The 13,434-nt window shown below is 39.6% G+C and carries 7 protein-coding genes; all 7 read left to right on the top strand.

Annotated elements, in window-relative coordinates; all coding sequences use genetic code 11:
• The first annotated feature begins 957 nt into the window (after window positions 1-957).
• Window positions 958-2,484: a tetratricopeptide repeat protein gene (locus tag HCG69_RS15905; RefSeq protein WP_221650858.1), complete on the top strand. Its 1,527-nt coding sequence runs from the start codon at window positions 958-960 to the stop codon at window positions 2,482-2,484.
• A 315-nt stretch (window positions 2,485-2,799) separates the two neighbouring features.
• Complete coding sequence (locus HCG69_RS15900; protein ID WP_221650857.1) at window positions 2,800-6,123, top strand: SusC/RagA family TonB-linked outer membrane protein; 3,324 nt, start codon at window positions 2,800-2,802, stop codon at window positions 6,121-6,123.
• Window positions 6,124-6,139: 16 nt separating this feature from the next.
• On the top strand, window positions 6,140-7,696 hold the full coding sequence (locus tag HCG69_RS15895) for a RagB/SusD family nutrient uptake outer membrane protein (protein WP_221650856.1): 1,557 nt from the start codon (window positions 6,140-6,142) through the stop codon (window positions 7,694-7,696).
• Between the two features lie 19 nt (window positions 7,697-7,715).
• Window positions 7,716-8,603, top strand: a complete 888-nt coding sequence (locus HCG69_RS15890) for a putative zinc-binding metallopeptidase (protein ID WP_221650855.1) — start codon at window positions 7,716-7,718, stop codon at window positions 8,601-8,603.
• 10 nt (window positions 8,604-8,613) lie between these two features.
• Window positions 8,614-9,912: a DUF4302 domain-containing protein gene (locus HCG69_RS15885; RefSeq protein ID WP_221650854.1), complete on the top strand. Its 1,299-nt coding sequence runs from the start codon at window positions 8,614-8,616 to the stop codon at window positions 9,910-9,912.
• A 108-nt stretch (window positions 9,913-10,020) separates the two neighbouring features.
• Window positions 10,021-11,259: a T9SS type A sorting domain-containing protein gene (locus tag HCG69_RS15880; RefSeq protein WP_221650853.1), complete on the top strand. Its 1,239-nt coding sequence runs from the start codon at window positions 10,021-10,023 to the stop codon at window positions 11,257-11,259.
• On the top strand, window positions 11,252-13,375 hold the full coding sequence (locus HCG69_RS15875) for a zinc-dependent metalloprotease (RefSeq protein WP_221650852.1): 2,124 nt from the start codon (window positions 11,252-11,254) through the stop codon (window positions 13,373-13,375). Before HCG69_RS15880 ends, HCG69_RS15875 begins: the two co-directional genes overlap by 8 nt.
• Window positions 13,376-13,434: the final 59 nt, after the last annotated feature.

Here is a 13,434-nt window from a genome sequence, read left to right as displayed (position 1 = left end):
ACATATCTTTCGTAGTTAACATTTATTAAAGCAATATTCTGCGGAAACATTTGGTTTTAATAGAGTATACGAGGAACCACTCGAACCTCGTAGAGAAACAATTCGAGACTCTACGAGAATAAATAAAACCGCCTTGAAAAACGCTTTCGGACGCTAACTGACGGCTAAATTCATCCCAATTTTAACTATTAAAGTGTAATCAAAGAAGCTTATAAAGTTGAATAGTGTAGTGAATGTTAAAATAATAAGATATTTTTGTCGTGTAATTCTTTGCAGGTCGTACAATAGGGATAATAGAAACCGGAAATGCCGAAGATTTTTATCACTTGTGAGAAACCTTCCTTTAATTAGAGGATTACAGAGGAACAGGAATATCACTTTGTCAAATTGTAAGTAGGCATGTACTGTATGTTTCTATTATACAACACTCAGAACCGTACAAGGACAAATCTTTCAACTAAATTACCAAAGAACTATAATTTTGATGAAATACTTATGATTGAAAGAGGTAATGTACTGGATGAAAAGTTTATCAATATCAAAGTAGATATTGATAAACTTTTTTTCTTTTTACAATGGTTTTACCGGCATGCAAATATCAACGATATGTTTTTTCGGGATACGTGGTATAATCATTGTGATATAGTTCATACGTGATAGCTGTGAATGAGGTATAATGAAGTTCTGAATACTATTTTAAAGGAATGACGGATAAAAAAAAGTAGAGGGATTACTTATGAAAGTATGCTCATTTAGTTTGTAGAAGCTATCTTTGAGATAGCTATATGCTTTTCTTATTTTTATCTTATGTTAAAAAATAAATACGTATTCATAAATAGTGTTATCATTTAACTCTAAAATGTGCTCGTTTAGTGAATATTATTTTTAATTTTGCAAGAAAGAGACTTGTTGTTTCTGTGTGATGATAGAATAATATTAGAGGGGGATTTTACATCTATGAGATTGCTGAAAGGAATCGGATTCTTGATTTATGTAAGAAAAGTGCTGTTCGTTCTGCTTTTACTTTTGGGGCAAAATATTTTTGCTGTGTCACTAACTGATACTTCATTTAAATTAATGTGTGATAGCCTTGCCGGGTTGTTAGATTCGATAAACTATTGTAATAATGAAGGGGATTTGATGAAGGGGAGCACTTTTGATAAACAGGCGTGGGATTGTTATGAAAGTATGTCGGCGGGACAAAAAAAGAGTAAATTGGTGCGGAACATTTACTATCAGTTACTTTCCACTTCAGCGTGGAACCAAACACTGACAAAGAATTACTCTCAGGCTGAGTATAACTATACCAGGTTGGTACAAGAATTGCCCGATAGTGCCCATCATAGGCTTGCTATGGCTTATATGGGATTGTCTTCTATGTACGGGATGCAAAAGATGTATGATTTATCAGAAAAATATGCACTGTATTCCTTGCATGAGGCAGAATTAATAAATGACATTGAGGCGATGTTTCATGCACAATCCAATCTGGGAGATATCTATGTGGAGACTGAACAATATGGAAAGGCTTTGGAAAAATATCTGGAGACACGGAGGTTGTCTGTTATTTTGGAGAAACATGAGGCTATTTCTACCGGAAACTTAGCTCTTGTTTATTATCGTTTGGGAAAGAAAGGGTTGGCGGAACAATATTTTATTGAGAGCCTTGCCATGTCTAAAGAAAAAGCTCCGATAGTTTATTCTATTATTCTGACCGGCTATTGTGAGTTTCTGATTGATAATAAGTCTTATGAAAAAGCTCGTTTGCTCGTTATAGAAGCCATTAAGAACTCTAAGTATACACAGTTGGATGAATATAATGTAAAGTTCCTGCGCATTTTGTCCGAATTGGAAGAGGTTGACCACTTTTCAGTGAGTATTTATCTGTGGATCATTGTTTTATTGATATTAGCATTTGTCTTTATCAAATGGAGAATGGCTGTAAAAAGGAATAAAAGGGCTATGATATACAATGGCAGAGAGACTGGAACAGAAACAGAGGTTTCTTCCTTAGACGAGCAAGCCGGGGAGAGTGTTGAATCTCTGCCAGAATCATACAACGGAAATGATATGTTATTGAAAATACTGGCTTTGGAGGAAAAAATGCCTAAGCTCTGGAAGATTATAACACGTATCAAGAGCATGGCCGGCAGTAAGGCGGATGTATTGAGAGGTATCAAAGAGATTGAGGATGTTCTTAGCTTTTTGACTCCGGAAAAATTAGGGAAAGACTTTACTTTTTATGTAGAACAGGAATCGCAGGAGTTTTATAATAAGCTGAAAAAGAGGCATTCGGACTTGAGCTTATCGGATTTGCGATTGTGTACATTAATTAAATTGGGCCTGAATACCAAAGAGATAGCCAATCTCACTAATAAGTCTGTGCGCGGAGTTGAAAGCGGAAAATTCCGTTTAAAGAAAAAACTCGATTTAGATACTTCAAAAGATATTTATGATTATTTATTGGAAGTAGAGCAGTGGTGATGATGAAATATCGGGAACTATTTTATAACTATTTCACATAGGGACAGTCTTTCTTTTAAGAGCCGATAAGTAGTTTAAAACAAAATATAAACCTGTCTTTCGAAACGATTGTATAAGACTTTTTGATTATCTATATTTCTGTTTATTAGTTTATTATATTGATGTGCGTAGTTTTGAAGTGTGTTCTTATTTGATGGAAGTAGTTATAAATGCAACAAAAATATTCCCGGGGAAACAGAAGGACTATATTTGCGTTCGTTAACGAAGAAGCTCCATTCTGATGCTTCTTTCTGAAAATGAACCAAAATAGTTAATATGAAAAAGAAACTACTGCTACTACTATGCTTTTGCATGATGGGAATGAATTTGATAGTAGCCCAAATTTCAAGAGTTACAGGTACTGTTACCTCAGCAGAGGACGGTCAGCCGATCATTGGTGCCTCTGTATTAATTAAAGATACGGGGATCGGTACGGTGACCGATATTGACGGTAAATTTATCTTGTCCAACGTTCCGTCAAATGCTAAGAAAATTCTGATTTCGTATGTGGGAATGAAGCCACAGGAGGTGTCAATCAAAGCCAATCTGGTCATTGTAATGGAGTCCGATAGCGAGATGATTGAGGAAGTTGTGGTTACCGGTATGCAAAGGATGGACAAACGTCTTTTCACAGGTGCATCGGATAAGTTGTCCGGAGAGGCAACCAAGCTGGATGGTATTCCGGATATCAGTCGTGCTCTGGAAGGTCGTTCGGCTGGTGTTTCTGTACAGAACGTATCCGGCACATTCGGTACGGCTCCCAAGATTCGTGTACGTGGAGCTACTTCTATTTATGGTAGTTCTAAGCCTTTATGGGTAGTCGATGGTGTAATAATGGAAGACGTAACAGAGGTTAGCGCTGATGAACTTTCCTCCGGGGATGCCGAAACCTTGATAAGTTCTGCTATCGCTGGTCTGAATGCCGATGATATCGAAAGTTTTCAGATATTAAAAGATGGTTCGGCCACCTCTATATATGGTGCACGTGCTATGGCGGGTGTAATCGTGGTGACTACGAAGAGAGGTAAATCCGGAGTCAATAAAATCAGTTATACCGGAGAGTTTTCCATGCGTATGAAACCCAGCTATCGCAACTTTAATATTATGAATTCCCAGGAACAGATGGGAGTATATAAAGAAATGGAGGCCGGCGGTTATCTGAAATTTGCCGAATCTTATCGTGCTTCCAACAGTGGAGTTTATGGAAAGATGTATCATCTGATGAATACATATGATCCGGCTACAGGTCAATATATGCTTGCCAATAGACCGGAAACTGTGAATTCGTATTTGCGTGATGCTGAATATCGTAACACGGACTGGTTTGATCTTCTGTTTTCCAATAGTGTTTCTCAGAATCATGCTGTCAGCATGTCTTCCGGAACAGATAAGGCCTCTTATTATACGTCTATCAGTGTAATGAATGATCCGGGATGGTATGCTCAAAGCTCCGTTCAGCGTTACACTGTCAATACGAATGCATTGTATAATATCTTTAAGAACTTCTCTTTAAACCTAATAGGAAACGCTTCTTACCGTAAGCAGAAAGCTCCGGGAGCGCTTGGTTCTCAGACTGATCCGGTGAGTGGTGAGGTGAAGCGTGACTTCGATATCAACCCCTATTCATTTGCATTGAACACATCACGTACTTTAGATCCCGATGAATACTATGTACGTAACTACGCTCCATTCAATATATTCCATGAGTTAGAAAATAACAATATGAATTTGAATGTCGTGGATATGCGTTTTCAGGCAGAAGCAAAATGGAAGATTATTCCTAAAGTAGAAGTTACTGCTTTGGGAGCTTATAAATATTCTACCACTACGCAGACTCATACAGTTGAAGACTATTCCAATCAGGCATGGGCATTCCGTGCTATGGATGATGCGACGATGCGTAATGCCAATCCGTGGTTATATACCGATCCGGATAATACAAACTCTCTTCCGGTGAGTGTACTTCCGGTGGGTGGTTTCTATCGTGAAACGAAATACGGAATGAACAGTTATGATTTTCGTGCAACGATGGCCTATAATGATATGTACAACGATGCTCATATCCTGAATGTATTTGGTGGTATGGAGTTGAATGGAACCGACCGTAGCAGAAGCTGGTTCAACGGTGTGGGTATGCAGTATGATATGGGTTTGCTTGCCAATTATGATTATCGCTATTTCAAACAGGGTAACGAAGAAAACACGTCTTACTATACAGTAAGCCGTACGAAATCCCGTGAGGTTTCTTTCTTTGGTACAGCTACTTATTCCTATCAGGGAAAATATACAGTGAATGGGACGATGCGTTATGAAGGCTCCAATAAACTGGGACGGAGCCGTTCTTCACGCTGGTTGCCTACATGGAACGTTTCGGGGGCATGGAATATGCATGAAGAAAGTTTTTTCGAGACCTTACGTCCTTCTCTCTCTAACTTTACATTGAAAGCGTCTTACTCTTTGACTGCTGACCGTGGTCCCGCTAACGTAACGAACTCATTGGCTGTTATCATGGGATATAATCCCTGGCGGCCTCTATCAAGTGTGAATGAGTCAGGTTTACAGATCTCTGATCTGGAAAACAGTGAGTTGACTTATGAAAAGAAGCACGAATTGAACATTGGTGCCGAAGTTGGTTTCCTCGACAATCGTATCAGTCTGGCTGCCGATTGGTACAAGCGTAATAATTATGATCTGATTGGTTTGATAAATACCATGGGAGTAGGCGGACAGGTATCCAAGTTGGCCAATGTGGCGAGCATGGAATCGCATGGAGTGGAGATTACATTATCTACCAAGAACATTCAGACGAATAATTTCAGATGGACAACGGATCTTATTTTCTCGAATGCAAAGAATAAAGTGACGGAATTAAAATCGGATGCGAATGTGATGGCTATGATTTCGGGCAGTGGTTTTGCATTGGAGGGCAATCCGGTACGCTCATTGTACTCTTTGGACTTCCGGGGATTGAATGAAGAAGGTTTGCCGACTTTTATTAATGAAAAGGGTGAAGTGACGGTGACTGATATTAATTTCCAGGAGCGCGAAAATAAATCTCACTTGGTGTATGAAGGGTCCACAGATCCTACTATTACAGGTAGTTTCGGCAATCTGTTTTATTATAAAGGTTTCAAGTTGAATTTGTTTATAACATATTCATTCGGCAATGTGATTCGTCTTGATCCGGTGTTTAGTAATGCTTATTCGGATCTGGATGCTACTCCGAAAGAGTTTAAAAACCGTTGGACTGTGGCTGGTGACGAAAATGTAACATCGATTCCGGTCATTGCAGATTTACGCCAGAACACAATGAATTCTTATTTGAATAAAGCCTACAATGCTTACAACTACTCAACGGCCCGTATTGCCAAGGGTGATTTTATTCGTATGAAAGAGATTTCATTAACCTATGATTTCCCGAAAGTACTGGTTTCAAAGTTACGTATGAGTAATCTGTCATTGAAGATACAAGGTACGAATCTATTCCTGCTTTATGCAGACAAGAAGTTGAACGGACAAGATCCTGAATTTTTCAACTCCGGTGGAGTGGCGGTTCCTGTTCCTAAACAATTTACATTGACTTTGAGATTGGGTATTTAATAGATTGAAAATTATTATGAAAAGAAATATATTACATATAGCATTAGGTGGAGTCTTGGTATTATCTTCTTGCAGTGATTTTTTGGATACACTTCCCGACAATCGCACTGAAATAGACTCGGCTGATAAAATGGCCAAATTGCTTGTTTCTGCTTATCCTACTACTACTTATATTCTGTTGACGGAAATGGCATCGGACAATGCAATGGACAATGGCATTAGCTATGACTTGATAGGACAGGAACAGGAAGAGGCTTATTTGTGGAAAGATGTAACGGCAGAGTCTAACGACTCTCCTAAAATGTTGTGGGATGCACATTACAATGCCATTGCGGCTGCCAATCAGGTACTTCAAAAGATAGAAGAGGAGGGGAGCCCTGCCAGTTTGAATCCACATAAAGGAGAAGCATTGCTGTGCCGTGCGTATTCCCACTTTGTATTAGCCAATCTCTTTTGTATGCCTTATAATCCGGCTACGGCTTCTGCAGAGTTGGGTATTCCATATGCTATCCGTCCGGAAACAGAAGTAAGGCCCTACTATGAGAGAGGAACATTGGCCGAAACCTATAAGTATATCCAGGAAGATCTGGAAGCAGGTTTGCCATTGATTAATGATAACCTGTATTCGGTTCCCAAATATCATTTTAATATAAAGGCTGCCTATGCTTTTGCTGCCCGCTTTTATTTGTTTACTCAGCAATGGAGCAAAGTGATAACGGCTGCTGATCGTGTATTGGGTGCCGTACCGAGCAAAGTTTTACGCGATTGGAGTGATATTGTACAATCTGCCTCGAAAGATGTGGCAAATGTGTATAATGATCCGAAGTTAGCCTGTAACCTGATGTTTTTACCGTCTTATTCCGATGTTGGCTATGCATTGGGGTCCTATACATTGGGGGAACGTTACGGACATGGTAATGAGATTTTTACGAGTGAAACTGTGGCTGCTTATTACGATGATAATATTTGTCCTTGGGGCCGGTTGGCCATGTTGAATCAGATTAGTGCGTTAGAAACTAAAAACAATTTCTTTAAAAGCCAGATATATTTTGAATATATTGACAAAGAAAGTGGTATTGGTTTTGTACATTATCTGGATATACCATTCCGGACGGATGAAACGCTCCTTTGCCGTGCTGAAGCCTATATCTTATTAGGCGGAGAAGAAAATGAGAGCAAAGCATTGGCGGATATTAATATGTGGATTAAGTCGCATAGTACCACAAAAACGGCTACTACCCTGAGAGAAATCAACCGCTTTTACGATGGTATCGGTTATGCTTCTACCGAAAATACACAAATTCGTAGTATTAAGAAACATTTGAATCCACTTGGGTTTACGATAGAAGAGGGATCACAACAAGAAAATATGCTTCAATTAATTCTCCATTTACGCCGTATCGAACTGCTTCATGATGGTATGCGTTGGTTCGACCTGAAACGCTATGGCATTGAATTGGTTCATAATCGGGATGGAAACTCAGACATCGTGCTGAAAAAAGAAGATAGACGCCGTGCTTTCCAGCTACCTCAGGATGTGATAAGTGCAGGTTTACAGGCTAATCCAAGATAATAAGTAAAAAGAAAGAATTATGAAATATAATAAGTGGATATTTATTGTGGCAGTGATAGCAGGGGGGATTCTAACCTCTTGCAGTGAAGATTCATTGAGTGATACAAGTATTTTTGATACGGAGAGCCCTGAAAGAAATGAATTTGACAATTGGCTTCTGACAGAATATGTCAATCCGTATAATATTGATTTTAAGTACCGGTTTGAAGACAAAGAGTCTGATCATCAATACAATCTGCTTCCGGCGGATTATGACAAGTCAATCGTATTGGCTAAACTGGTAAAGTTCCTTTGGCTGGAGTCTTATGAGGAATTGATGAATGATGGGGGCATGTTCATTAAAACCTACTGTCCGAAGATTATAACCCTAATAGGTTCCAAAGCTTATAATCCGGATTCTCACTCAGTAGTGTTGGGTACGGCCGAAGGCGGGTTGAAGGTTGTATTATACAATGTAAATGAGCTGGATACTGAAAATCCTGATGTGGAGGTGTTGAATGAATGGTATTTTAAAACGATGCATCACGAATTTGCTCATATTCTGCATCAAACCAAAGACTATCCGGTGGAGTACAACGAAATCACAATGGGCAAATATACTGGCCCCAGCTGGATGAATTTGTCTGAAAAGGAAGCTTTAGAGTTGGGCTTTATTTCTAATTATGCCAGTACGGAATCTCAGGAAGATTTTGTGGAGATGATAGCCAACTATGTGACTCACGATGCTCAATGGTGGAAAGAGAGAATGAATATGGCTGGTGAAGGCAAAGAAGCTTTGCAGCAGAAACTGGAGATAGTAAAAGAATACTTAATTACTTCCTGGGATATCAGTTTGGACGAACTTCGTACCATTGTTCAACGTCGTTCTGCCGAAGTTTCTTCTCTTGATTTAAGTGGTTTAAAATAAGATACGAATTATGAAAAGAATAAATTATATACTGTTTTTCTTCATGGTATTTACTCTGGCGGCCTGTTCTCCGGAGGAGGAAAATCTGTTTGAGGATTCGTCAGCCAATCGTATAGAAGTATCTCTGACACATGTGAATGAGGTACTGTTGGGTGCAAAAAATGGATGGCTGATGCAATATTATCCGAATGCAACCCAAAAGTATGGTGGATATAACCTGTTCCTGTCCTTTTCTACGGATGGAAAGGTGACAGCGGCCAGTGATGTTGCCGGAGTTGGTGAACGAATGACAAGCTTGTACTCTTTAAAACAATCGGCAGGAATAGTATTGTCATTTGATACTTACAATTCTATCATTCACTTTTTTGCTTCACCCGATAGTGGAGTCGGAGGTATAGGAAGTGGTATGGAAGGTGATTATGATTTTACTGTGATGGATGAATGTACGCCGCAGAAGGTAGTATTGAAGGGTACTAAGTCCGGTTCCTTGGCAGTTATGACTCCAATAGCTGAAAATGTCGACTGGGATGAATACATTGAAAAGATTTTTGACATGAATGATATAATGCAAGAATATCCTGCATTTATTTTTGAAGACGACGGCTACTCACAGGAGCTCACCGTATCCTGGAATCGCCTGGTGCTGACCGAGAAAGACGGAGATAACCTTGTTTATACCTATGCGCCTTTTGTATTGACGGCAGAGGGCCTCGAGTTCTATAAACCTTTTACTCTGAATGGAAAGACATTTACTTCATTAACTTATAAAGATGCGGGAGAGAATAGTTATCTGTATTCGCCAGAATACCCGTCGGTGCAGTTTGTTCCTGATTATCCACTGAACGCTATGTTTGTGAATAATGTATGGTATCTTTCGTTCAGTGGTTTGGGACCTATCGGGCAGAATTTCTGGCAGGAAATTATAGATGCAAATAGTCCTGTTGCTGCCGAAAAGGTGGAATCTGTAGGATTTGAACCTTATGGCGAGGGTGTTTTAGATTATGTGTGGTATACGCAGGTACAAGGATTTGGTTTTTCCGATGCACTAATGTATTATGAATTGTCCGGTAAAAACAAAATTATTATGGAATACAGCGGCTATATGGGTGGTGATTACAGGAACTTTATTCCGGACGGATATGCAACCTGGTGGAGTATCATGCTTTTCATGTCCCGGAGGCAGACTTATACTATAACGGCAGTAGATAATCCGAAGCGTCCTACCAAAATTAAATTGACGCAGGATGATCGTCCTACCAATACAATAATTTTATCCAGAGAACCAATACAATATCCATTTATTAACTGATAAATAAGCTTTTTATCATATATCCGTTTCTTGCCAACAAAGACAAGAAACGGAAACAGAAAGGAGAGGGATAAACGACTTTAATATTAATTTAAAAAAATGTGTATTATGAGGAAAACATTACTTATGGGGGTAGCACTGATAGCAAGTGGTGCTGTGATGGGACAAATTTCGAATTTGGATATAGCGATGCGGACAAGCAATAATGATAAATTTGTTCTGGACTCTATCGTGACGAAGACACGGAATGACAAGCCCGAAAGGAAAGTTTTATATGGCTACGATTCGGAGAAACGTAAGACGTACGAAATGAGTATTACTTACAGTGAGTGGACAACTCCTGCTTTTAAACCGACATATGGAGATTCTATCAGCTATGAGTATAATCAAAAGGGGCTTTTGATAAAAGAGTGTGTTTATCGTAATGAATCTTATGGTGATGTAGTTGATTATCGGTTGAACAGTTATGTTGTTTATGAATATAATGATAAAGATCAGAAGGTAAAGGTAACGACTTACAGATATAACCAGAACATTGAGGATTATGTAGACAATTCGATTAATGAATATGAATATGGGCCTGACGGTTCATTGGTCAGAATGACAGAATCCATCCGTCCGTCAGGGGCACCGTGGGAGACAGCTATTAAGCCGATGCAAGTAAATGCTAAAAATGAATATTCGGATTTCCTGGCAGTTGATGTACCGAAAAAGATAGAAAATTATCATTTTACTGCAGGAGCAGACGGGGGAGAAGGTACTTGGAATCTTAGTTATTACACCATTATGACTTATAATGATAAGAATCAGATGACGAAGCGGGAAAATTATAATATGGATTCCCAGGCCGGAGGGTGGACGGTATCTACCAGTTATGTATACACTCTCAATGAAAGAGGACAGGTAACTTATGAAGAGTACTTTAATAAAAGCTATTCAACAGGACTTTTAGAGATCAGTTCAAAGAAAACTTACACATACGATACGAATGGGAATCTGGCAAAAATAGCTTCGGTGACTTACCAGTCTTACAAAGACGAATGGGTACCCGATAGCTCTCACAGTTACTATTATACTCCTCTTGTTTCTACTTCGATTGGGAATATAGGGGTGCAGAATATGGAAGTGTATTACAACGCTTCGTTAAAAGAAATCTATGTACAGGCAGAAGGCAATATCGGCAATATTTCTGTTTATTCGGTTGCCGGATTGGAGGTAATGCGCGTATCTGCTGTGAATAATAGTCAGTATACACTGGATGTAAGTGGTTTGGAAAAGGGATTGTATGTTGTCAGTCTCATTGCAGACGGTAAAGTTTATAATAAAAAAATATATATCTATGAATAAGTTCTTTTCATATGTATTAATTTGTATAGCCTTGGTAAGCTTCCCGCTTACCGGGGCTATTGCCGCTCCAGTGGAGGGTAGTACACCGGAACCTTTGGCTAAAGTTGGCTCTCATTGGAATTACTGGTTTGCCCGAGAGCATAGTTACGGATTCCGTAAATATAAAGTGACGGCACATGAAACGATCAGAGCCGCTGTAGACCGTAATGGAAACGGCAAGAAAGATGCCGATGAAGTTGAAGAAGAGATTCTGGCTGCAAAGATAGAAATATGGCGTAATGAAACGTGGCAAAACTCAACTGAGCCGGGAAAAGCACTTAAAGAAGACGGTACTTTCTATGCTTTTAGAGAGGGGAATAAATCTTATGTTCTTCGCGATGTTGATTTTACTACCGGAGACATGCCAAAGAAATTCTGGTTCAAATGGATTGATATGGATGCAGAACCGGGAGACTCTTGGGTTATTACTCAGTTTGGACAGGATGGAAATACTGTTTACGATTGGGCAGAGGTCAGCTATAAGCGGGAACTTGATATCGATGGCAGAAAGGTACCCGTTATTAAATTTTCTCCGGCTTGCTATAGCCGCTATTCCAAACCGGAAGATTTTACCTCCCGTATCGCTTTGAACGGATTGTTTAATATCGATTTTTGGGAAGTATCTGGTGGTGGTTCTCCCATTCCTGTTGCCAATGGAGTGGTATTTGCTCCTCAAATGTATGAGATGTCTGCCGGGTTGTTGTGTGCCAATGTGAATGATATGTCTTTGGCTACTTCTCAGTTGGAAAATTATGTGAGAAATAATAATCCTACTATTTATGAGCAGTACGAGGATGGGTATTGTGAACTATTACAAGCCCCGGAAGGTTCGGGTGCCAGGAGTATGATAATGCAGACTCCTGTTCATCTGTCGGATAGTGCGGCATTTACGGTGTCTCCCCAAACACGATCTACTCCCCGTACGGTTGCACTGCTGAGTGAAGATGAAGTGATCAAACTCCCGGTAGTGGTGCATGTGGTGTATAATCCGAATACTCCATCGAAATCTATCACCGAAGCGCAAGCTCAGAAAATGATTGATGAGCTGAATAGAGCATACGGTTCCACTGATATGGAGAATGTTCGTGAACCGTTTAAGGGAGTAGTAGGTAATCCGCATATCCAGTTTGAACTTGCTAAGGTTGACCCATCGGGCAATACAACAACCGGCGTTGTTTATCATCAGACGAAGGAGAGTGCTTATCTGCTGCAAGGAACGACTATCTGGGAAAAGTATGCATATAAGTTTGAGGATGATTTAACACCCCGGAACTGGGATCATAAACGTTACATCAATATTTATGTTGTCGATTTGGGCGGTTGGAATGAATTGAGTACGGTGGGTGGATTTGTTACGAACCCCGAATCGGGCTCTGCTTATCAGGCTTATCTGAACTGGGTGGAAAAACAGGATATGACATTCTGGCAATCCTGGCTCGACTCCGAAGAAGGCTCTATGCTCGATGGTTTGACGGTAGATGTATATTATACCTTTGGCGGACGAAATGAAATTAATGATAAAGCTACCTTTAAAACGGCTATTCATGAATTGGGACACTATTTTGGTTTGCGTCATCCCAACGTTGTTCTTGTAGATAAGAATGGTATTTACGTTCCTGTTGATGACGGATTTGAAGATACTCCATACACTCAGTTTACACAATATGCTGTGGTAGGTTGTGAAGAACCGGTTTTTCAATGTGGGCATCTCGTGCAAACAGAGAATTATATGGATTATGCGCTGGACTGTGCTTGTATGTTTACAAAGGAACAAGCCGCATTCATGAGAAAATTTGTGGCAGAATCCCGCCCTGGATTAAACGTGGCAACAGGTATTTCTGATATTTCACAGAGTGAAGTCAAGGTTTCTCCTACAGTGGCACGCAAAGAGGTATTCATTGAAGGAGAGTTCATGTCGGCCCAGTTGTTCAATCTGGAAGGGGTAGAAGTAATCCGGATAGAGGGTGACCGGAACGTTATTTCTGTTGAAAATTTAACTCCGGGTATGTATATTCTGCAAGTATCTGCAAATACAAAGGATATGTATAAATTTAAGATTGTTGTACTTGACAATTAATTGAAGATTTTTCTTATTTCAATATTGTTTATGCTCCTTATTTTAGTCTCGTGTGCCGG

The organism is Bacteroides sp. K03, assembly GCF_019734355.1.
In the GTDB taxonomy this organism is placed as follows: Bacteria; Bacteroidota; Bacteroidia; order Bacteroidales; family Bacteroidaceae; genus Bacteroides; species Bacteroides nordii.
This window is presented reverse-complemented; position numbering and strand designations above follow the sequence as displayed.